The following is a 20,930-nucleotide window of genomic DNA, read 5'->3' on the forward strand; positions in this document are numbered from 1 at the left end:
GAGAGCATAGGAAAACGATCACCTGGGAGTCAATGACTTTCCAGATGATCGCATACCTATGCATGAATGCCTGGGCCCGCGACCACGCCCCGCCGCTAGCGCGCCATCTCCTCCTTGACCGCGGCGACGAACGCGTCCACGTCGTCCTCGGTCGTGTCGAAGGCGCACATCCAGCGCACCACGCCGGCCGCCTCGTCCCAGAAGTAGAACCGGAACCTCTTCTGCAGGCGCTCGCTCACATCGTGGGGCAACCGGGCGAAGACGCCGTTGGCCTGCACGGGGTAGAGGATCTCCACCCCGTGCACGGACCGCACGCCCTCCGCCAGCCGCTGCGCCATCGCGTTGCCGTGGCGGGCGTTGCGCAGCCACAGGTCCTTGGCGAGCAGCGCCTCCAACTGCACCGACACGAAGCGCATCTTGGAGGCGAGCTGCATGGACAGCTTGCGCAGGTGCTTCATCCGGCGGACCGCGTCCTGCTCGATGACGACGACCGCCTCGCCGAACATCGCGCCGTTCTTGGTCCCGCCCAGCGACAGGATGTCCACGCCGACCGCGTTGGTGAACGTCCGCATCGGCACGTCGAGCGACGCGGCCGCGTTGGCTATCCGGGAGCCGTCCAGATGGACCCGCATGCCGTGGGCGTGGGCGTGGTCGCAGATCGCACGGATCTCGTCGGGCGTGTAGAGGGTGCCCAGTTCCGTGCTCTGGGTGATCGAGACGACCTGCGGCATCGCACGGTGCTCGTCCTCCCAGCCCCAGGCCTGCCGGTCGATCAGCTCGGGGGTGAGCTTGCCGTCGGGCGTGGCCACGGTGAGCAGCTTCAGGCCGCCCATGCGCTCGGGCGCGCCGCCCTCGTCCACGTTGATGTGGGCGCTCTCGGCGCAGATCACCGCGCCCCAGCGGTCGGTGACCGCCTGGAGCGCGACGACGTTGGCGCCGGTGCCGTTGAAGACCGGGAAGGCCTCCGCCGTGGGCCCGAAGTGGCTGCGGACGATCCGCTGGAGGTTCTCCGTGTAGTCGTCCTCGCCGTACGCCACCTGGTGGCCGCCGTTGGCCAGGGCCAGGGCGGCCATCACCTCCGGGTGGACCCCGGCGTAGTTGTCGCTGGCGAAACCGCGGACCTCCGGGTCGTGATGACGGCGGGCGTCGGTTTTCGGGGGGTTCACGGGGTTCACGGGATGTACGGGGTTCACGGCTGCTCGGTGAGCCACAGACGCTGTCCGTTCACTTCGGCGGCGGGCTTGTTCCAGACTTCGGCGATGGCCTCGGCCAGGTCGCTGACGTCCGTGAAGCCCGCGAACTTCGCGTTGGGGCGGTCGGCGCGCATCGCGTCGTGCACCAGCGCCTTCACCACCAGGATCGCAGCCGCGGAGGTCGGCCCCTCGGCGCCCCCGGCCTTGCGGAAGAAGTCGGCCATCGACAGCGTCCACGCCTCGGCGGCGGCCTTGGCGGCTGCGTAGGCGGCGTTGCCCGCGGTGGGGTTGCTGGCGCCGGCGGCGCTGATCAGGACGTACCGGCCCCGCTCGCTGCGCTGGAGCGCCTCGTGGAAGGCGAGGGAGGTGTGCTGCACGGTCTTGACGAGCAGCAGTTCCAGGAAGTCCCAGTCGTCGAGGCTGGTCTTGGTGAAGGTCTCGCCGCCGCGCCAGCCGCCGACGAGGTGGACCAGGCCGTCGACGCGCCCGAAGTCCTTCTCGATGCGGGTGGCCCAGTCACGGGCCGAGTTCAGGTCGAGCAGGTCGACCGTGTCGCCGGTGACGGTGGCGCCGCCGGCCTCGTAGCGGGCGTGGTCGACGGCCTCCGCCAGACGCTCGGGGTCGTTGTCCGAGCCGACGACGGTCGCGCCTTCCTGAGCGAGCTTGAGCAGTGCCGCACGGCCTGCGGGTCCGCCCGCGCCGGCCACCGCGATCACCGCACCGCTGAGAGCCCCGTTCCCCATGTTCCTCGCCTCCTGAGCAGTGTTCTCGGTACGCAGGTCGCTCACGCGGCGATCCGCTCGGCGCCGTCCGCCGTGATGCCCTTGGTGGAGGCGATCACGTTCTTCAGCTTCTTGGACAGTGCCTCATAGAACATGCTCAGCGGAAACTCGTCCGGAAGCACGTCATCCACGAGTTTCCGCGGCGGCTGAGTCAGGTCCAGGGCGTCGGGGCCCTTGGCCCACTTGGATCCCGGGTGCGGGGCGAGGTAGCCGGAGACCAGCTCGTAGCCGGCGAACCAGTGGACGAGCTTCGGGCGGTCGATGCCGTCGCGGTAGAGCTGCTCGATGTCGGCGCACAGCTGGTTGGTGACCTGCGGGGCGCGCTGCCAGTCGATGTGCAGCTTGTTGTCGGTCCAGCGGACGACGTCGTGCCGGTGCAGGTAGGCGAAGAGGAGCTGGCCGCCGAGTCCGTCGTAGTTGCGGACGCGCTCGCCGGTGACCGGGAAGCGGAACATGCGGTCGAAGAGGACCGCGTACTGCACGTCACGGGCCTGCGGGACGCCGTCGGCCTCCAGCTTCACGGCCTCCTTGAAGGCGGTGAGGTCGCAGCGCAGCTCCTCCAGGCCGTACATCCAGAACGGCTGGCGCTGCTTGATCATGAACGGGTCGAAGGGCAGGTCGCCGTGGCTGTGGGTGCGGTCGTGGACCATGTCCCACAGGACGAAGGCCTCCTCGCAGCGCTTCTGGTCGTGGACCATGGCGGCGATGTCCTCGGGGAGCTGGAGGCCCAGGATGCCGACGGCGGCGTCGGTGACCCGGCGGAAGCGCGCGGCCTCGCGGTCGCAGAAGATGCCACCCCAGGAGAAACGTTCCGGCGCTTCCCTGACGGCGATGGTCTCCGGGAAGAGCACGGCCGAGTTGGTGTCGTAGCCGGCCGTGAAGTCCTCGAAGGTGATGCCGCAGAACAGCGGGTTGTCGTAGCGGGTCGCCTCCAGCTCGGCCAGCCAGTCGGGCCAGACCATGCGCAGGACGACCGCCTCGAGGTTGCGGTCCGGGTTGCCGTTCTGCGTGTACATCGGGAAGACGACCAGGTGCTGGAGGCCGTCCCGGCGGTTCGCGGCGGGCTGGAAGGCCAGCAGGGAGTCCAGGAAGTCCGGCACCCCGAAGCCGCCCTCGGCCCACGCCCGCAGGTCCTCGACCAGGGCCCCGTGGTAGCCGGTGTCGTGCGGGAGCAGCCCGGACAGGCCCTCGACCGCCTCGATCACCTGGCGGACGGTCTGCTCGGCCTCCACCCGGCGGGGGGCGTTCTCGGCCGTGAAGTCGATCGACCCGTCCTTCGACTGCCAGGGCCGGATCCGCTCCACGGCATCCTTGAGCACGGGCCACGCCGGGTGCTCCACCACCCTGTTCGCGGGAGGAACCCGCTCCTCCACAGCCGCCTGCACAAGAATTTCTGTCATGTCCCATCCTCCACGGGAGAACCTCGCGTATGGACACCGTATGCATACGGGGTTTCCTCCTGCAAGGCGGCCCTCGGGAAATTATCCTGTGCACCCACATATTCACGGCACTTTTTCCTGTCGGACATCGATGGGGCGAGCGCTTCCGCTAACGGACCCGCGGCCGGGCGCCCCATGGCGCGGACACGTGTCCATGACGGCCCGGGACGGTTAGGCTGCGGGCTTCTCCACCCCCCGCAGTCGACGGAAGCGAGTCCGGACTTGAACTTCCTCACCATCGGTCACCGCGGAGTCATGGGCGTCGAGCCCGAGAACACGCTGCGCTCCTTCGTCGCCGCCGAGCACGCCGGCCTCGACGTGGTCGAGCTCGATCTGCATCTGAGCAAGGACGGCGCCCTCGTGGTCATGCACGATCCCGACGTGGACCGCACGACCGACGGGACCGGCCCTGTCGCGGACCAGACGCTCGCGGAGCTGCGCACCCTCGACGCGGGGCGCGGGGAGCGCGTGCCGGTCTTCGAGGAGGTCCTGGATGCCGTGACGATGCCGATCCAGGCCGAGATCAAGGACGTGCAGGCGGCCCGGGCGCTGGCCGAGGTGATGCGCGTGCGCAACCTGGCGGAACGGGTCGAGGTGTCCTCGTTCCACGACGAGGCCGTCGCCGAGATCGCCCGGCTGGTGCCCGGGGTGCGCACCGCACTCATCGGCAGCCGCTACGGCCTCGACATCGTCGACCGCGCCGTGGACGCGGGCGCCGCGACCCTGTGCCTGAACCTGCGGCGGCTCACCCTGGAGATCGTCGAGGAGGCGCGCAAGCGGGACCTGAGGATCATCGGCTGGGTGGTCAACACCCAGGACCAGCTCCGGCTCGTACGCGCCCTGGAGCTGGACGGCGCGACCACCGACTACCCCGAGATCCGGCGCACGGGCCGCTTCACGGCGTGAGCTCCCGAACGCGGCTCAGACCAACGGCTTGACCAGCAGCTCGAACTGGAGGTCGTCGCGCTGCGGAATGCCGAACCGCTCGTCGCCGTAGGGGAAGGGGGTCATGCGTCCCGTGCGGCGGTAGCCGCGGCGCTCGTACCAGGCGATGAGGTCGTCGCGTACGGAGATCACGGTCATGTGCATCTCGCTGACGCCCCAGGTCTCGCGGGCCTGGCGCTCGGCCTGAGCGATGACCGTCTTGCCGAGCCCTGCGCCCTGTGCCGTCGGGCTGACCGCGAACATGCCGAAGTAGGCGTGGTCACCGCGGTGTTCGAGCTGGCAGCAGGCCACGATCCGGCGCTCCTGCTCCACGATGAGCAGCCGGCTGTCGGGCGACTTGATGACGTCGAGAACGCCCTCCGGGTCGGTCCGCTGCCCCTCCAGGATGTCCGCCTCGGTCGTCCACCCGACCCGGCTGTCGTCCCCGCGGTACGCCGACTCCACGAGCGCGACGAGCGCGTCCACGTCGGCGTCGGTGGCGTCGCGGAAGGTGAGTCCGGTGGCGGCGGTGTCCATGGGCGGTTCTCCGGTTCTGCGTCGACGGCGTCTGTGTCTGCGTCTGCGGTGCGGCTCGGGCACCGGTCAGGGTAACCCCCTGGCTAGGGCCTGTCCGGCCGATCAAGTCGCAGGAAACGGGCGGGGCCTTGAAGCGAGGGTGAGCGGGGTCTGGTGCGTGCAGCTGCAAGGCGGAGGAGGACGTCGACGCGATGGGGGTCCCCCCGCTCGAGCGAAGTCGAGAGTGGGGGAGTCGGCAACCGACGACAACGCCGTGGGGGTCCCCCCTCTGGGGGAGTGCGTGCCAGACCCCGCGTCTTCGGCATGATCGGCCGGACAGGTCCTTAGGCTCGGCTGCATGGTGCATGTACTCAGCAGTCGAACCCTCCTCCGCCCCACCGACCCCGAGCTTTCGCGTGCCTTCTACGGCGAGCAGCTGGGCCTGGCCGTCTACCGCGAGTTCGGTACGGGGCCGGAGCGCGGGGTCGTCTACTTCCTCGGCGGGGGCTTCCTGGAGGTGTCGGGACGGTCGCCGACGGCGCCGGATCCCGCCGTACGGCTGTGGCTGCAGGTCGCGGACGTGACGGCGGCGCACGAGGAGCTGCGGGCGAAGGGGGTCGGGATCGTGCGGGCGCCGGTGAAGGAGCCGTGGGGGCTTCTCGAGATGTGGATCGAGGATCCGGACGGGACGCCGATCGTGCTGGTGGAGGTCCCTGCTGACCATCCGATCCGGTACCGGCCGGGTCTGTGACCTCACCGGATGCCGGGGCGCGGGGCCGGGCTTAGCGTGCTGGAGGGGGTTGTTCCCTTTCGGAAGGAACGCCATGAAGCTCGACGCGCCGGTGCCCGGCGGGCCCTGCTGGGCGGAGCTGGGCACCAGTGATCTGGAGGCGGCGAAGCGGTTCTACGCGGAACTGTTCGGCTGGCGGGCCGAGACGGATCCGCGGCAGGAGGCGGGCGGCTACACCGTCGCGCACCTCGGCGAGGCGGCCGTAGCCGCGCTGACTCCCCTGTACCAGGAGGCGCAGCCGTGCGCCTGGAACGTGTCCTTCGCGGTGACCGACGCCGATGTCAGCGCCCGGCTGGTCGCGGAGGCCGGCGGGAAGGTGCTGGTCGGGCCGATGGACGTGTTCGACGTGGGCCGTTTCGTGGTCGCCCTCGATCCGGGCGGCGCCGCGTTCCAGCTGTGGCAGGCGCGGGCCTTTCCGGGCGCCGGGCTGTTCAACGCGCCCGGCTCGCTGGGCTGGGTGGAGCTGCTGACCCGCGACGCCGCACGGTCGGAGGCCTTCTACACCACGGTGTTCGGCTGGACCGTGCGCCCTTCGGAGAACTACACGCAGTGGGGCGTGGGCGGCGCGGACTTCGGCGGCATGATCACGATGGACGACAAGTTCCCGCCGGAGGTGCCTTCGCACTGGCTGCCGTACTTCGCGGTGGCCGACGTGGACGCGACCACGCGGACGGCGGTGGAGGCGGGCGGGACCGCGCTCATGGAGCCCGCCACGGTGCCGGACGGCCCGCGGATCGCGGTGCTGCGGGATCCGCCGGGCGCGGTGTTCGGCGTGTACCGGGCGGGCGACGAGGGGTGACGAGGGGGCGGGCCGGGTTCGTACGGCGTTCCCGGGCCGGTCTCAGGCCAGTGGTGTCACCGTCACCTGGTCCAACACGGGGGCGTACGCGGAGCGTTGGCCGTGCGGGTTGCGGGTGACGCCGTCGAAGTCGGTGAGTTCGTCGGCGGTGAAGGTGAGGGTGTTGGGACCGCGGCGCAGGGTGACGGGGACGGACAGCTGGGCGAAGTTGTCGAAGTGGAAGGTGGTGGGGAACAGCACGCGCTGCGGGGCTGCGGCGCCGACCCGGAGGTCCGCGTGCCGGCAGAGGGGGTCCGGGTTGTAGTGGGTGGCGGGCGCCTGCTCGCCGTTGGAGTAGCGGATCGTGAGGGCGTGCCGGCCGTCGCGCTCGGCGGTCACCGTGAGGGCGAGCGCGTTCGCGGGTCCGGCCCCGACCCCGTAGACGGCCTTGCCGCCGGTGGCGTACGAGAGGGCTCCGGTCACGCGGGCGGCGCCGGTCAGGACGCCGTCCTCGGCCGGGTAGGTGCGCGTCGGCAGCAGCCCACGGGAGGGGCCCACCGACAGCCGCCGTACGACCAGGTGTTCCGACGACGTCCCGGTGACGGTCAGTTTGTTGACTCCGCCGTTCAGGAAGAGGGGTACGGCCCCCTCGCCGAGGCTTCCTGCATCCTCGCCGTTGACCGTCAACCGGCCCTCCCCCACGCCGAGTCGGTCGACGGTCACGCTCGCCTCGCCGTCGTCGGCCGCGTGCACCCAGAAGGTCACATCGCCGCCGTGCGCCGGAACGACCGCGCCCTGGCCGGTGTGGTCGATGCGGGCGTCGCCGCCGAGGGAGGCGTGCACGGCGTCGTACACGGCGTCGCAGGAGTCCTCGTACAGGGCCAGGGTGAGACGGTCGACGACCGCGTCGCCCCGGGTGACGCCGAGTTCGGGGTCGCGGGCGGCCAGGGTGAGGGTGTGGCGTCCCGCGGTCAGGGCGATCCGGGTGTCGGTGCGGCCCCATACGGCCCACTGGTAGCCGACGGGCAGCAGCAGCTCCTGCGGGCGTTCGCCGTCGACGCGCAGGAAGACGTTGGCGGGGCCCGACTCCCGGACCAGCTCTGCCTCGTTGTGGGAGCCCGCGAAGACGGAGACGTCGTACGCGCCGTCCCGCGGGACCTCGACGTCGAAGGCGAGGACGAGGTCGGAGCCGGTGCGCAGACCGCCCACGTGGTGGCCGCCGGAGGTGGCGAACTTCCCCACGTCGGACGGGGATCCCTCGGGCCCGTGCAGCACGCGACCGCTTCCGGTGTGCACGGCGTCCTCCGCTTCGTAGGCGCGCCGCCAGAGGACGGAGGGCGGTCGGAGAGCGGCGCCGTGGCCGCCGGGCGAGAGGGTGAGCTGGTAGGCGGACATCTCGTCGAGGTCGGCGAGGGGGAGCGTCACCGTGCCCTCGGTCAAGGGCAGTTCGGTCTCCTGGAGCAGCAACGGCTGTGCGCTCGCGCCGAGTTGGCCGGTCCAGGGGATCTCCTCCAGTCGTGCGCGCACGACTGCGCCGAGGAGGTCGGCGTGCTCGACGACGATCCGCGCCGTGCCGCCCGAGCCGCCGAACAGTACCCGGGCCTGGCGCTTGTCCCGGTCGAGTGCGGCGACGCCTTGGAGGGTGTACTGCACGTTGGGGTGGGGTGCGGTCACCCGGACCGTGTTCCCGGTCAGCCGGCCGTAGGCGTTGAAGAGCCACCACTGCCCGTTGCCGTGGTGCGAGCCCACCGCCGAGTCGTTGAGGTTGCCGGCGATGTTCCAGTACGCCATGTCGGCGTCGACCTTCGACTCCTCGATCGCGGCGATCCACTGGATCATCTGGCCGGGGACGGAGAGGTGGTAGTTGTGCGCGTACTCGTTGATGTTCACCGGGAGCGGGCCGATCCCCAACTCCCTTTCCAGGTCCCGGTATCGGGCGACGCTGGTGCGGATCTCGTCGGGTGAGGACAGCTCGTGCCAGGTGACGACGTCGGGCAGGACGTCGTGGTCCCGGGCGAACTCCAGGAATCCCCTGACCTCCGGGTAGAGGAGGCAGGTGTTCGGGCCCGCGATGCGCGCCTCGGGGTCGAGGCTCTTGATCATGCGGTGCACGTCCCGCCAGGCCGTGAAGTAGGGGCCGGGTACGGTGCGCCAGGAGACCCGGTCGTGGCTCCACTCCCCCTCGCCGAACATGTTGCCCTCGGGTTCGTTGAACGGCACGTACACGACGTGGGAGCGCAGCGCGCCGAGCGTGCCGACGTGCGCGACCTGTCGGCGGACGCGTTCCTTCAGGTCGGCGAGGCGCTCCTCGCCCGTGGCGCCGGGCCACTCGTAGGGGAAGCCGCGGTAGATGTCGGGGACGTAGACGTACACGTCCCGGCCGCCCGCGGCGACGAACGACGGCAGGATCTCCAGGGCGTCCGCGCCGGGGTGCTGGACACCGTCCTGGGCCTTGGTCGCGACCGTGCGGACAGCCATGCCCTCGATGAGGGTGCGGCTGGGCACGCCCTCGCCGTAGAGGCCGTAGAGCGTGCCGCTCGCGCCGCCGTGGAAGGGACCCGTGTCCGCGCCGAGGTCGACGGTGAGGGTCTCGGGGGCGGCCTCGTGGGGGGTCTCGACCGGCACGGCACCATCCTTCGTTCGGGATTTCGAGCGGCGGTCGGTCCATCGAATCGACCTGCTAGAACGTAAGGAGATCGACTGGCCGGCGTCAACGGCCGTGCAGCGCCCGGCACTCGCAGCTCGGCGTTCGGCGTTCGGCGTTCGGCGTTCAGTGCTCAGTGCTCAGTGCTCAGTGCTCAGTGCTCAGTGCTCAGTGCTCAGTGCTCAGACCCGGAGCGTCCGCATGCGCCCTTCGAGGCGGCTCAGCAACTCGCCGAGCAGATCCGCCAGTTCGCCCTGCCGATCGCCGGCCAGGGCGGACAGCACAGCGCTCTCGTAGGCGAGTTGCTCCGGCAGGATGCCGTCGACGAGCTCGCGTCCGGCGTCCGTGAGGCGGACATGGGCGACCCGGCGGTCACGGGTGTCGCCGCGGCGCTCCACCAGCCCCCGCTCGGTGAGCTGCTTGAGGCGCTTGGTGACGGCGGCCCCGGAGGAGAAGGTCTCGCGGGCCAGTTCCCCGGGGGTGAGTTCGTGTCCCGTACGGCGGAGCGCCCCGAGCAGGTCGAACTCCGGGCGGCTGAGCCCGGCCCGGCGCAGCGGCGCGTCCTCGGCCTGCTGGAGGAGGGCGGCGCAGCGGTTGACCCGGCCGATGATCTCCATCGGGCCGGTGTCGAGGTCGGGCCGCACGGCCTGCCACTGCCGCACGACCGCGGCGACCGTGTCGGCCCTCTCCCCGGCGGCGGCCGCGGCCGCCGGCTCATCGGCCTTCCCCCGGTCGGCGACCGCAGCGACGACATCGGCTCGCGCCGCACCGACCCCCGTGGCGCCCGCCTCGCCACTCGCCCCGTCGACGACCTCCCCGTCCTTCGTCCCGTCTCCGGCCGTCGGTCGTCCCTGCGTCGACGTCATCGCCGTACGCCCTCCGCTCTCGCGCTCGCGTCCCCGTCCAGGAGCAGCCCCTGGCTCCGTACCGTCGCGGCGAGCGTACGGTGTCCGGTCCGCTCGGCTGCGACGACCCGCTCCTGGGGCAGGGCGCGCGGCCACCACTCGCCGGAGGCGGCGTCGGCCGTGGCGCGCAGGTCGACCAGCGCGGCGGCGAGGGAGCGGCGGGCGGAGTCCAGGGCGCCGGGGGCCGGGCGGGGGTCGGCCAGGAGGCGGGCGGCGTGCTCGCGGGCGCGCTCGACGGCCGTCAGGGCGTCTCCGAGGCGGTCGCCGGCGCGGCGGTTGGTGACGGCGACCGCGGCGGCGAAGCCGACGACCGCGCCGACCAGGGTGTCGAGGATCCGCTCGGTGATCAGCCGGCCCGCGTCCTGGTACTGGGCGAACTCGGTGATGAGCAGGGCCATCGGGGTCACGCAGACGCTGCCGAGCCAGTAGTTGCGGCCGATCAGCGCCTCCGCGCCGAAGTTGAGGGCGAGGCAGACCAGGACGAGGGCGGCCTGGTGGACATGGGCGAGCGGGACGAGCGCGGCGAAGGCGAGGACCCCGACGAGGTTGCCGACGACGCGCTGGACGCCCCGGCTCCAGGTGAGGGTGACGTTCGCCTGGTAGAGGGAGGCGGCGGTGACCAGGGCCCAGGAGGGACGGCCGACGCCGAGGACGAGGGAGACGTATCCGGCGAGGGCGCAGCCCAGGGCGGTGCGGACGGCGATCGGGGTGAGCGGGCCGAGCCTGCGCCGCAACGGCGGCTGTCCGGCGGCCCGTTGGACGTCGACGCCGAGGAGTTCGCCGTCGTCCACGAGGTCGCCGGGGTGCGGCAGGGGACCCGCGCCGCGCAGCTCGCGGGCCCAGCCGCGCAGCCGCTCCGGGTCGGTGTCGGCGGGGGCGGCGAGGGCGACCTCGGCGCGCACGACCAGCCGTTCCAGGGCGCGGCGCGACGGGCCGGCGGGCGCGGACAGCAGGGTCTGCCAGGCGGCGTGGACGGCGGCGGCCGCGGCGGCTCGGGTCCGGGCGGATCCGGCGCCGTCGCCCACGCCGACGCCGTCCGACGTGGAGTCGGTGGCGCGGGAGGCCGGGGAGGCGTACGCGGCGGCCGTGTTCAGGGCGTGGGCGGTGGCGCGGCGCTCCGGGCCGTGCGGGCGCAGCAGCCCCGGCGCCATGCCGATCAGCCAGGCCCAGGCGCCGGCGGCGAGGGCCAGCCCGAGATGGCCGGGGATCTGTCCGAGGGTCTGCGGCGCGAACAGCGCGGCGGAGCTGATGAAGGTGAGGACGACGTTCGCGGGCGGGCCCAGCCGGGTCGCGTCGCAGAGGGTCTTCTGCGCGGCCGCGAGGAGCGCGCCGACGGTGACGAGGACGACGGCGTTCGCAGTGAGCGAGGCCGCGAGCAGGGCTACGGCCAGTCCGGCGGTCATGCCCAGCACCACCCAGGCCAGGACCCGGGCGCGGGCGGCGTACGGGCGGTGGTGGGCGTACAGGGCGCACAGGGATCCGGCCATCGTGTACATGGCGAGGTCGAGGCGGCCGAGCGCCAGCAGGATCAGGTTCGGCGGGGCGCCGGCGGCGACCACGCTCAGGGCGGGCTTGAACCAGATGTCGGAAGGCCGGCCGAGGCGCAGCGCACCGGCCAGGGGCAGGGCCGGTCGTGAGGACAGGGGTGGCGGGGGCGGTCGTCCGGGCATGGGTATTAATTTAGCAGGTGTTTTATCTGTAAATGAATTCCGCGCCCCGTTAAGTGCTCCCTTGCGCTTGCGTGCGCTCGCGTGGGGGCCGCGCGCCCTGGGCATCGCATCTCTCGATCGATCGCGAACGTCGAGCGGGGAGGTGCGCATGCCCGGACCGGCTTCGCCCGGCTGGCTGCTGGTCGCGCTGTGTGCGGCGACCGGGACCTACTGCCTGCTGCGGATGCGCAGCCATGTCGAGGAGCAGCGCCGGGCCGCGGGCGGTGAGGCGCTCATGGGGTTCGGCATGGCGGTGATGGCCGTGCCGACGGCCGCGCTCAGCCCGCCCTCATGGGCCTGGCCGGTGTACGCGACGGTCTTCGGCGCGGCGGCGCTGCGGACCTTGTGGGCCCTGTGGGCGACCCGGTCGAGCGCACACCATCTGCACCATCTGGTGGGGGCCGGGGCCATGGTCTACATGGCCGTCGCCATGACGGCGTCGCCCGCGCCCCACCCTCACGCACACGGGTACGGCGGCTCCGGACTCCCCCTGCTGACAGGCGCGTTGCTGCTCTACTTCACGGGGTACGTCCTGCTGTCCGGGATACGGCTGGTGCCGGTCGCCGGGGTCGGGGACGGGGACGGGACCAGGACAGGGGTGGGCGCCCTCGGCTGGAGCGACCGGCCCGAACTGGCGCGGGCGTGCCGGCTGTCGATGGGGATCGGGATGCTCGCCATGCTGCTGACCATGTGACGCCCGAACACCCGGCGGGGGCCGTGGCCCACGTCACTCGCCCGTGGTCTGCGTCACTTTGCCGTAACAAGCCGTACCCCCGAGCGGTGCGCCGCTCATAGGGTGCTGCTCATGATGGTCCCCGCGGTCCTGCTGATGCTCGGCGTCCTGACCGCTGTGGCCGCTCCCCGGCTGATCGCCCGGGCCGACTGGACGGACCGCGAACCGGTGGTCGCCCTGTGGGCGTGGCAGTGCGCGGTGGCGGCGGTGCTGCTGTGCTGCGCACTGTCGATGACGCTCAGTGCGGCGGCGGCCTGGCAGGCGGTGCGCGGGCCGGTCTTCGCGCCCGCGCCGCGCGGGGTCGTGGACGCCTACGCGCTGGGGGCGACCGGCCCTTGGGCGGCGGCGACCGCGGTGGCGCTCGCCTGCGCCGGGCTGTGGAGCGGGGCGATGCTCGTGCGCGAGATCGTGCGGGCCAGGACCCGGCGTCGGACCCGGCGGACCGAACTACGGTTGCGGGCCCCGCTGTTGCCGGGCGAGGAGGCGGCGGCCGGGCGGCTCGTGGTACTGGAGGGCAAGCGGCCCGACGCCTGGTGGCTGCCGGGAGCCGCACCCCAACTGGTGGTCACCACAGCCGCGTTGCAGCGTCTGAAGGGGCGTCAGCTCGATGCCGTGCTCGCGCACGAGCAGGGACACGCCCAGGCGCGGCACGACTGGCTGCTGCACTGCTCGGCCGCGCTGGCCGTCGGGTTTCCGCAGGTGCCGGTGTTCGCCGCGTTCCGCTACGAGATGCACCGGCTGGTCGAACTCGCCGCCGACGACATGGCCTCCCGTCGCTTCGGCCGCCTCACGACCGCCCTCGCCCTGGTCGAACTCAACGAGGACCGGGGCGTGTTCGGCCCCGCACCCACCCCGCAGGCCCATGTCCCCCAGCGGGTCCACCGGTTGCTCACGCCCCCGGACCGGCTCACGGCGGCCCGTCGGCTGCGGCTGACGGCGACCGCCTCGCTGGTGCCGGTGATCCCGGTGCTCGTGGCACTGGTCCCGGGGCTGCGGGCGCTGGGCTGAGCGCACGACGGGGCGAGCCGGGCGCACACCGGGCGGGTTCCCCGCGTACGGGGTGGGCCGAGCGCGCACCGGGCCGTACAGGCGCAGGCGCCCCCCGGGTTGGCCTCCGGCGCCGGGAGTCGGCGAGGATCGCCGTATGCACACCCAGCTCGTCGACACCCCGCCCCGCACCCCGGCCCTCCGCAGGACCGTACGCGCAGCCCTGGTCCTCGCCGTGTGCTCCGTCGTGCTCCTGGTCCTGGTCGCGGTGGAGTGGGACCCCCTCGTCTCCCTCGACGGCGACGTCGCCCGCACCACCCACCGCTGGGCCGTCGCCGACCCCGACCTCACGCACGTCTGCCGCGTCCTCACCGACTGGGTCTGGGACCCGCTGACGATGCGCCTGCTCGGCGCGGCGGTCGCGGTGTGGCTGGTGTGGCGGCGCAGAGCGCGCTGGACGGCGCTGTGGCTGATCGCCACGGTGACGCTGGGCACGCTGGTCCAGCAGGGCCTCAAGGCCGCGATCGGCCGCGCCCGCCCGCACTGGCCCGACCCGGTCGACTCCGCCCACTACGCGGCGTTCCCCTCCGGTCACGCCATGACCGCCACGGTGATGTGCGGCCTCCTGCTGTGGCTGCTGCACCGCCACGGCACGAGCCGCGCCGTGTGGGGCACGGCGGTGGCGGCGGCGGCGGTCTCCGTGGCGGGCGTGGGGCTGACCCGGATCTGGCTGGGCGTGCACTGGCCCTCGGACGTCCTCGGCGGCTGGCTCCTGGGCGCGCTCCTGGTGGCACTGGCGATCGCGGCCCAGCTGCGGTGGCGTCCGTGAGCATGCCGGGGCGGCGGTACGGCTATGTGGGGCCGCAGGACATACGGCTGGCGGTCCTTCCCGGGGCCGGGGGCCGGGTGATCCGCCGTACCGCCGACCTGGAGGCGGGCGCGGCGGCGGACGGGGAGCCGTTCACGTACGTCGTCGGGCTGGACGGTCTGCTGCGGCTGGCGCCCCGGCGCAGCGAGCACGTGGCCTGCGCGGGCGGCGAGGAGGTGCTCGGCGCGGGCGAGATCGCGTTCCGCCGCACGTCCGACGGCTGGGAGGTGCACGAGATCAGCAACCAGTCCACCGGCTACTGCCCCGACCCCGACTCGTGGCCCGCGGTCGCCGCCGCCCTGGACCGGGCCGGGGTCGCCCGGCCCGACGGCTTCACGCACGCCCTGGTGTTCCGGCGCTGCGAGCGCTGCGAGGAGAACAACGTGGTGCGCGAGGGGGTCTTCGTCTGCGTGTTCTGCGACGGCGATCTTCCGCTCGTATGGAACCTGCCCCGGGAAAACCGCCCGCGCGGGATCCGCGAGGCTCATAGGATCGTCCGCATGACCGCCGTGCTGTTCGACTTCTCCGGGACGCTGTTCCGCATCGAGTCCACCGAGTCCTGGCTGCGCGCCGTGCTGGAGGACGCGGGCGTCGCTCTGTCCGAGACGGAGTTGGCCGAGAAGGCGCGGGCGCTGGAGACGGCCGGCGCGCTGGCGGGCGGGGCGAATCCGGTGCGGCTGCCCGAGGAGCTGGCGGACACCTGGCAGGTCCGGGACGAGAGCGCGCAGGCGCACCGGGCCGCGTACACCGGGCTCTCCCGTCAGGTGACGCTGCCCGATCCGGCCCTGCACGACGCGCTGTACGACCGGCACATGACCCCGCAGGCCTGGACCCCCTACCCGGACGCCCTCGAGGTGCTGAGCGGGCTGCGCGAGCGCGGGATCGGGGTCGGTGTGGTCAGCAACATCGGCTGGGACCTGCGGCCGGTGTTCCGCGAGCACGGCCTGGACCCGTTCGTCGACACCTATGCGCTGTCGTACGAGCACGGTGTGCAGAAACCGCATCCACGGCTTTTCACGGCCGCCTGCGAGGCGCTCGGGGCCGATCCCCGGACGACCCTGATGGTCGGCGACGACCGGCGGGCGGACGGCGGGGCGGCGGCGCTGGGCTGCGGGGTGCACTTCGTGGACCATCTGCCGGCGGCCGAACGCCCCGACGGGCTGCGGCCGGTGCTGGACCTGGTGAACTGAGAGCGACGACGGCTGCGACAGCGGCTGCGACGACGACGGGCGACGGTGACGGCGGCGCCGCGGCCGCCGGCCGGACGGTAGCCCGAGGCCACCATCAGGGGAGAAGCACGCCCGCCCTGGACGATCCCCCGCGTCGCCCAGAGCAGGCGCCAGCCCGGAGCGGCTCCGAACACCGGGCCGACCGGGATGCCCTGAGTATAGTTGGCTGATAGCCAGTCAACGCAGGAGTTACAGCATGTCCCCGCGCAGCGCCTCGGTCAATGAAGAATTGCGGCGGCGTTCCCGGGAACGGCTTCTTCAGGCTGCGCTGGAACTGGTGAGCGAGCGCGGTTACGAGGCGACGACGCTCGGCGACATCGCGGACCGGGCCGGTTCGGCGCGCGGTCTGGTGTCGTACTACTTCCCCGGCAAGCGCCAGCTGGTGCAGTCGGCCGTGCACCGGCTGATGCACCGCACGCTGGAGGAGGCGCTGGAGCGGGAGCCGCGCACCGAGGACGGCCGGGAGCGGATGGCGCGGGCCATCGACGCGATCCTGGGGCTGGCCCGGGACCGTACGGTGCTGATGCGCCAGCACATGGCGGGGCTGCTGCAGGCGGAGGGCTTCGTGCAGTGCCCGGAGCAGCAGCGGCTGGCCGAGCTGCTGCGGGACACCGCGGCCCGGCACGGGTCGCAGGACGTCGACCACGACTACCCGATGCTGCGCTCCCAGCTCATGGGCGCCGTCTACGCGCTGGTCCTGCCCCATGTGCCGCTGCCGCTGCCGACACTGCGCGCCGAGCTGTTCGAGCGCTACCGGCTCGACTGGGAGCAGGGGGTCCCGCCGGACGCCGGAGCGTCCGACGGGCCCTGTGAGACTGATCTGTCACGCTTCTTCTCCACCGGTCTGCCCATCGGGGACCGGCGGACCGGAGGGCAGCCGATCGGAGATCGGTCGACCGGGGATCAGTCGAAGTAGTCCGGCTGGGACTGGACGTTGAGCTCACGCAGGTGGACCCGCTTGGCCGGATCCGTGCGCCGGTCGCTGAGCTTGAGGACGTCGAAGCCCTTGGCGATGTCGTTCGAGTAGATGTAACCGTTGTAGTAGTACGCCGACCACGAGCCGCCGACCGTGAGACCGCTGGTGCTCACCGGGCCGCGCTCGAAGTACGCGATCTCCTGCGGGTTCGAGGAGTCGGTGAAGTCCCAGACGGAGACACCGCCCTGGTACCACGCCTGGACCATGAGGTCCTTGCCCTTGACCGGGATCAGCGAGCCGTTGTGGGCCACGCAGTTCTCGGTGTCCGCCTGGTAGCGGGGGATCTTGTAGTAGCTGCGGAAGACGAGCTTGCGCTGGTCGCCCTTGCCGACGATGTCGTAGATGCCGTCGGCGCCGCGGTTCGGGCCGATCGCCGCGTTGCAGGTGGCCGCCCCGCCGCCGCCCAGCTCATCGGTGAAGACGACCTTGTTGGCCTTCTGGTTGAAGGTCGCCGAGTGCCAGAACGCGAAGTTGACGTTGTCCTGAACCTGGTCGATGACCTTCGGGTTCTCCGGGTCCTTGATGGAGAACAGGATGCCGTCGCCCATGCACGCGCCGGCCGCGAGGTCCTTCTCCGGAAGCACCGTGATGTCGTGGCAGCCGGTGGTCTTGGACACGCCCGGGTTGGTGGGGCTGCCCGGGTTGCCGCCGCCGTCCGGACCCTCACCGGGGAAGAGGACGGGGAAGTTGACGACCGCCGCCTCCTCGGGGGCGCTGCGCGGCACCTTGATGACCGAGATGCCGTCGTGCGGGGGCTGGCAGTCGGGGTAGGCGGCGTTGGGCGAGTACGAGGAGACGTAGACGTAGACGTTCCTGCGCTCGGGCACCAGGGTGTGGGTGTGCGAGCCGCAGGCGGTCTCGACGGCGGCGACGTACTTCGGGTTCGCCTTGTCGCTGATGTCGAAGACCTTCATGCCCTCCCAGGAGGACTTCTCGGTCACGGGCTGTGTGGTGCTGTTGCAACTGCTGTCGCTGCGCGAGGAGTCGGTCGACAGGAAGAGCAGGTTCCCGGAGACGGAGATGTCGTTCTGCGAGCCGGGGCAGAGCACCTGGGCGACGGTCTTGGGGGCCTTCGGCTTGCTGATGTCGAAGATGCGGAAGCCGTCGTAGTTGCCGGCGAAGGCGTACTTGCCCTGGAAGGCCAGATCCGAATTGGTGCCGGGCAGCGCTTCCTTGGGGATGTTCGCGAGGTGCTCGATGTTGGCGGAGTGGACGATCTCGTCCTGCCCGGGTATCTCGCCGTCGGCGATCGCAGCGGCCACCTCGGCCTGCGCGCCTTGGGAGACCCCACGCTCCACGGCCCGGCCGTCCCCCGGGTCGGGGGTCGCGGCCGCCGGGACCGCTGTGAGGAGCGCGGCCAGGAGTCCGGTACACGCGGCGACGACGCCCAGGCGTCTGCGCCGCGTTCGGGGATCGTTCAACAGGGTCACTGCATCCTCCCTAGTCGCCGTTCGCAAGGGAACGGTTCACGGTGCTCCGAAGTATCGTCTTCATCATGCACAGATCAAAGGTTGGCAACGCACTCGTAATGAGTCTTTCCGATCAGTAGTGCGAAGATCCAGCAGTGGAACCCTCGACAGACCCTCAACACGCCTGCCACAGGAGGTCGTTGTGCCCATCCGCCGCGCATCCCTCGCCGCCGCGGCCGCGCTCGCGCTCGCGCTGACCCTCGCGGGCTGCGACTCCGGACCGGACACCAAGTCGGGTGCGGCGAGCGGCCCTTCGGTGATCGCGCCCGGCAAGCCCGGTGAGGCGAACCGGACGTTGTCCGCGCAGGACGCGGCCGAGCAGCGCGCCGAGGACGACACGCCCAACTCGGCGGACGTGGCGTACGCCCGGATGATGATCGAGCACCACACCCAGGCCCTGGAGATGACCGAACTCGTCCCGGACCGTGCCGAGTCGGCGGACGTCAAACGCCTCGCCCTGCGCATCTCCGCCGCTCAGGGACCGGAGATCGAGGCCATGGAGGGGTGGCTCAGGACGAACGGCGAGGACGAGACGAGCGAGAAGCACGAGCACGCCGCGATGCCCGGGATGGCGACCGAGGCCCAGCTGACGACGTTGCGCGCGGCGCGCGGCAAGGCGTTCGACGCGCTCTTCCTCACCCTGATGATCACCCACCACGAGGGCGCCCTCACCATGGCCACGGACGTCAAGGCGCAGGGCAACAACCTGCTGATCGAGGAGATGGCGGACGACGTGGTCGCGCAGCAGACGAGCGAGATCACCCGGATGCGCGGGATGCAGTGACCGAGGAGCCAAGGGGGCCGTCGGGCGAAAGCCTTGCTCAGCGCCGGGCGTGACGTGGCGTCAGGTAGCCCGCGTCCCGTGCCTGGGCGATCAGCCGCAGGGATCTGCGGCGGCTGTGGCCGGTCGCGCACATCACCGCGAGGACGGGGTCGACGCCCTCCTCCTGGGCCGCGCGGTACTCCTGCGCGATCAGCCAGCGTCCCTCGGCGCCCCGCGGCCAGGGCGGGCGGGCGCGGCGCGGTCCGGAGGGCTCGCTCTCCAGGTCCTGGCGGTCCTCGCCGTCCGTCTCCCCGGGGGCCTGGGCGTCGCAACGCTCGAACAGCGGGCCCTCGATCCAGTCCGCGAGCACCGTCAGATCGACGAGGGAGAGCGCCGGCTGAGCACGCACGTCCTCGATGGAGACGCACCCCCCGGACACGACCGCCAGCAGTTCGACGCACGCCCCGTCGGCGAAGGCCAGCCGGACGTCGAACCAGGTCGTGGCACCGTCGTCGCCCTCCTGCACTTCCCACGCGGGCCGCACGGACACCGTGCCGTCCTCGGCGCAGCGATCAGAAAGATTAAGAAACGATGCTTCTAGCACACACGCAAAGTAACCGCATGATCACTTTCCATACGAACGGACACGCGCGCACCCAGGGCGCACAGCACCCTGTCAGCGCAGCCCGGGCGGTGCGATGCTGGAGACAGCGGTACGACGCCGGCGATGCCGGCGATCTCCTCCGTCCCGTGGGGTAAGGAGTCCGACCGTGCTGCGTGTCGCCGTCGTCGGCTCCGGGCCGAGTGGGGTCTACACCGCCCAGAGCCTGGTCGAACAGGACCCCGAGGTGTGCGTCGACGTCCTGGACCGGCTGCCGTGCCCCTTCGGCCTGGTGCGCTACGGCGTGGCCCCGGACCACGAGAAGATCAAGTCCCTTCAGCGGAATCTGCGGACCGTGCTGGAGCACGAGCGGGTGCGCTTCCTCGGCGGGGTCGAGGTCGGCGCGGGCGGGGTGTCCGTGGCCCGGCTGCGCGAGCTGTACCACGGGGTCGTCTACTGCGTCGGCGCGGCGGCCGACCGTCACCTCGGGATCCCCGGGGAGGAGCTGCCGGGCAGCTGGTCGGCGACGGAGTTCGTGTCCTGGTACAGCGCGCATCCGGACGCGCCCGGCGACGACTTCCTGCGGGGCGTCCGCTCGGCCGTCGTGATCGGCGTGGGGAACGTGGCGGTGGACGTCACCCGCATCCTGGCGCGCGGCGCAGCCGAGCTGAGCCCCACCGACATGCCTCAGGCGGCGCTGACCGCGCTGGCCGCGAGCGGGGTGCGCGAGGTCTGCACGGTGGGTCGGCGCGGCCCCTCGCAGGCCCGTTTCACCACCAAGGAGCTGCGGGAGCTCGGCGGACTGCCGGACACCGAGGTGGTCGTGGACGAGGCCGAGCTGGCGGCGGATCCGGCCTACGGCGACCCCTCCGAACTGCCGGCGGCCCAGCGCCGTAACGTCGAGGTGCTGCGCGGCTGGGCGGCGGCCCCGCCCCGAGGCGCGCGGCGCCGCATCCGGCTGCGGTTCTTCCTGCGGCCCGTCGCACTGCTCCCCGGCGACGAGGGCCGCGTGGGCGCGGTGCGTTTCGAGCGGACCGCTCCGGACGGACACGGCGGAGTGACGGGCGCCGGCCGGTTCGAGGAGGTCGAGGCGCAGTTGGTGCTGCGGTCGGTGGGCTATCGCGGAGTGCCGCTGGAGGGGCTGCCGTTCGCCCCGGAACGGGGCACGGTGCCGCAGCTCGCCGGCCGGGTGCTGCGCGAGGGCGCGGCCGCGCCGGGCGAGTACGTGGCGGGCTGGGTCAAGCGGGGCCCGACCGGGGTCATCGGCACCAACCGGCCGTGCGCCAAGGAGACGGTGACCTCCTTGCTGGCGGACGCGCCCGGACTCGTACGCAGGCAGGTGCCGGCCGATCCTCTGCCCCTGTTGCGGGCCGCCGGGGCCGAGCCCGTCGGGTGGGCCGGATGGCTGGCGATCGAGCGGGCCGAGGCGGAGCTCGGGGCCTCGCTGGGGCGGGGCGTGGTCAAGCTGCCGGACTGGGAGACGTTGCTGGCGGCGGCCGGCCGGGCAGGACTCGGCACCTAACCCGGTGGGCAGTACACACAGCGGCAACACCCCGGCAATCAACAAACTGTTTAACGGTCGTACGGTCTCGTGCTGTTGGGATGTCGCCGCCCCCCGCCGCCT

At 72.0% G+C, this 20,930-nt stretch carries 19 protein-coding genes; 10 read left to right on the forward strand and 9 right to left on the reverse strand.

Annotation, left to right across the window (positions count from 1 at the left end; all coding sequences use genetic code 11):
• Positions 1 to 95 precede the first annotated feature (95 nt).
• The 3 genes from OG562_RS02410 to OG562_RS02420 are packed head-to-tail and all read right to left on the reverse strand — an operon-like array spanning position 96 to position 3,375.
• Positions 96 to 1,166: a low specificity L-threonine aldolase gene (locus tag OG562_RS02410; protein ID WP_266393070.1), complete on the reverse strand. Its 1,071-nt coding sequence runs from the start codon at positions 1,164 to 1,166 to the stop codon at positions 96 to 98.
• Positions 1,167 to 1,189: 23 nt separating this feature from the next.
• Positions 1,190 to 1,936, reverse strand: a complete 747-nt coding sequence (locus OG562_RS02415) for an SDR family oxidoreductase (RefSeq protein WP_266393073.1) — start codon at positions 1,934 to 1,936, stop codon at positions 1,190 to 1,192.
• Between the two features lie 41 nt (positions 1,937 to 1,977).
• A complete protein-coding gene (locus tag OG562_RS02420; RefSeq protein ID WP_266393076.1) occupies positions 1,978 to 3,375 on the reverse strand; it encodes a DUF6421 family protein in 1,398 nt (465 codons plus the stop codon).
• Positions 3,376 to 3,636: 261 nt separating this feature from the next.
• Here OG562_RS02420 and OG562_RS02425 point away from each other — a divergent pair, with 261 nt between their 5' ends.
• Entirely contained in the window at positions 3,637 to 4,320 is a 684-nt protein-coding gene (locus OG562_RS02425; RefSeq protein WP_266393085.1) for a glycerophosphodiester phosphodiesterase family protein, read from the forward strand.
• Between the two features lie 15 nt (positions 4,321 to 4,335).
• Here OG562_RS02425 and OG562_RS02430 read toward each other — a convergent pair whose 3' ends face one another.
• Positions 4,336 to 4,875, reverse strand: coding sequence for a GNAT family N-acetyltransferase (locus OG562_RS02430; protein ID WP_266393088.1), 540 nt, complete (start codon positions 4,873 to 4,875; stop codon positions 4,336 to 4,338).
• A 337-nt stretch (positions 4,876 to 5,212) separates the two neighbouring features.
• Here OG562_RS02430 and OG562_RS02435 point away from each other — a divergent pair, with 337 nt between their 5' ends.
• Complete coding sequence (locus OG562_RS02435) at positions 5,213 to 5,605, forward strand: VOC family protein (RefSeq protein WP_266393091.1); 393 nt, start codon at positions 5,213 to 5,215, stop codon at positions 5,603 to 5,605.
• Between the two features lie 73 nt (positions 5,606 to 5,678).
• Entirely contained in the window at positions 5,679 to 6,443 is a 765-nt protein-coding gene (locus OG562_RS02440) for a VOC family protein (protein ID WP_266393094.1), read from the forward strand.
• Between the two features lie 42 nt (positions 6,444 to 6,485).
• Here OG562_RS02440 and OG562_RS02445 read toward each other — a convergent pair whose 3' ends face one another.
• From OG562_RS02445 to OG562_RS02455, 3 genes are all read right to left on the reverse strand, one after another.
• On the reverse strand, positions 6,486 to 9,047 hold the full coding sequence (locus OG562_RS02445) for a cellulosome protein (protein ID WP_266393095.1): 2,562 nt from the start codon (positions 9,045 to 9,047) through the stop codon (positions 6,486 to 6,488).
• A gap of 201 nt (positions 9,048 to 9,248) precedes the next feature.
• The gene (locus OG562_RS02450; protein ID WP_323187469.1) at positions 9,249 to 9,932 is read right to left on the reverse strand and encodes a MarR family transcriptional regulator; all 684 of its coding nucleotides are present in this window, start codon (positions 9,930 to 9,932) and stop codon (positions 9,249 to 9,251) included.
• Complete coding sequence (locus OG562_RS02455) at positions 9,929 to 11,641, reverse strand: FUSC family protein (protein ID WP_266393097.1); 1,713 nt, start codon at positions 11,639 to 11,641, stop codon at positions 9,929 to 9,931. Before OG562_RS02455 ends, OG562_RS02450 begins: the two co-directional genes overlap by 4 nt.
• Before the next feature lie 148 nt (positions 11,642 to 11,789).
• Here OG562_RS02455 and OG562_RS02460 point away from each other — a divergent pair, with 148 nt between their 5' ends.
• The 5 genes from OG562_RS02460 to OG562_RS02480 all read left to right on the forward strand — a co-directional run bounded on the left by OG562_RS02460 (position 11,790) and on the right by OG562_RS02480 (position 16,413).
• Positions 11,790 to 12,374, forward strand: coding sequence for a DUF5134 domain-containing protein (locus OG562_RS02460; RefSeq protein WP_266393098.1), 585 nt, complete (start codon positions 11,790 to 11,792; stop codon positions 12,372 to 12,374).
• A gap of 111 nt (positions 12,375 to 12,485) precedes the next feature.
• Positions 12,486 to 13,421 (forward strand): M56 family metallopeptidase, encoded by a 936-nt coding sequence (locus tag OG562_RS02465; RefSeq protein WP_266393100.1) that lies wholly within the window; start codon positions 12,486 to 12,488, stop codon positions 13,419 to 13,421.
• A 136-nt stretch (positions 13,422 to 13,557) separates the two neighbouring features.
• Positions 13,558 to 14,229 carry a phosphatase PAP2 family protein gene (locus tag OG562_RS02470; RefSeq protein WP_266393102.1) on the forward strand — a complete coding sequence of 224 codons (672 nt, stop codon included), beginning with the start codon at positions 13,558 to 13,560 and terminating at the stop codon, positions 14,227 to 14,229.
• A gap of 539 nt (positions 14,230 to 14,768) precedes the next feature.
• Positions 14,769 to 15,458, forward strand: coding sequence for an HAD family hydrolase (locus OG562_RS02475; RefSeq protein ID WP_266408974.1), 690 nt, complete (start codon positions 14,769 to 14,771; stop codon positions 15,456 to 15,458).
• Positions 15,459 to 15,693: 235 nt separating this feature from the next.
• Positions 15,694 to 16,413, forward strand: coding sequence for a TetR/AcrR family transcriptional regulator (locus OG562_RS02480; RefSeq protein ID WP_266393104.1), 720 nt, complete (start codon positions 15,694 to 15,696; stop codon positions 16,411 to 16,413).
• On the opposite strand, the gene OG562_RS02485 is transcribed toward OG562_RS02480, so the two are convergent.
• Complete coding sequence (locus tag OG562_RS02485) at positions 16,401 to 17,903, reverse strand: LVIVD repeat-containing protein (protein WP_266393106.1); 1,503 nt, start codon at positions 17,901 to 17,903, stop codon at positions 16,401 to 16,403. The two genes, OG562_RS02480 and OG562_RS02485, sit on opposite strands and share 13 nt — an antisense overlap.
• 181 nt (positions 17,904 to 18,084) lie before the next feature.
• Between OG562_RS02485 and OG562_RS02490 the strand changes: the two genes are divergently transcribed.
• Positions 18,085 to 18,726: a DUF305 domain-containing protein gene (locus OG562_RS02490; RefSeq protein ID WP_266393108.1), complete on the forward strand. Its 642-nt coding sequence runs from the start codon at positions 18,085 to 18,087 to the stop codon at positions 18,724 to 18,726.
• 37 nt (positions 18,727 to 18,763) lie between these two features.
• On the opposite strand, the gene OG562_RS02495 is transcribed toward OG562_RS02490, so the two are convergent.
• Positions 18,764 to 19,255 carry a DUF6214 family protein gene (locus tag OG562_RS02495; RefSeq protein WP_266393109.1) on the reverse strand — a complete coding sequence of 164 codons (492 nt, stop codon included), beginning with the start codon at positions 19,253 to 19,255 and terminating at the stop codon, positions 18,764 to 18,766.
• Positions 19,256 to 19,475: 220 nt separating this feature from the next.
• On the opposite strand from OG562_RS02495, the gene OG562_RS02500 reads away from it, so the two are divergent.
• The gene (locus tag OG562_RS02500) at positions 19,476 to 20,828 is read left to right on the forward strand and encodes an FAD-dependent oxidoreductase (protein WP_266393110.1); all 1,353 of its coding nucleotides are present in this window, start codon (positions 19,476 to 19,478) and stop codon (positions 20,826 to 20,828) included.
• The last annotated feature ends 102 nt before the right edge of the window (positions 20,829 to 20,930 follow it).

Origin of the sequence: Streptomyces sp. NBC_01275, from assembly GCF_026340655.1 — a bacterium.
In the GTDB taxonomy this organism is placed as follows: domain Bacteria; phylum Actinomycetota; class Actinomycetes; order Streptomycetales; family Streptomycetaceae; genus Streptomyces.